Raw genomic sequence first — 257 nt, 5'->3', positions numbered from 1 at the left:
CATGGATAAGTATAAAACAAAAATGACCATAAATAAATGGTTTTCGTACATTTCTTTAGAAACATTAAGTGAATCGTCTCGACAGGCTATCGGTCAGTTTGATCGCTATTCAAAAAAATTAACGTTTAAGAAAGTACTGAAACTCTTTCTCTATGCGATTAATGATGAAACCGATAGCCTACGGCATTTGGATCAACAGTTGGTCAACCCAAACTTAAAAAAAGTGATTGATATTGAGTCCATTAGCTATTCTCAAT

The 257-nt window shown here is 33.1% G+C and carries 1 pseudogene; it reads left to right on the top strand.

Going from position 1 to position 257, the window contains the following annotated elements:
- A pseudogene (locus tag ACYQ2O_RS13270) lies at positions 1-257 on the top strand (IS4 family transposase); the annotation flags it as partial.

The organism is Alkalibacterium sp. m-11 (assembly GCF_054658155.1).
The sequence above is the reverse complement of the archived record's forward strand: the minus strand, read 5'-3'. Positions and strand labels throughout refer to the sequence as shown.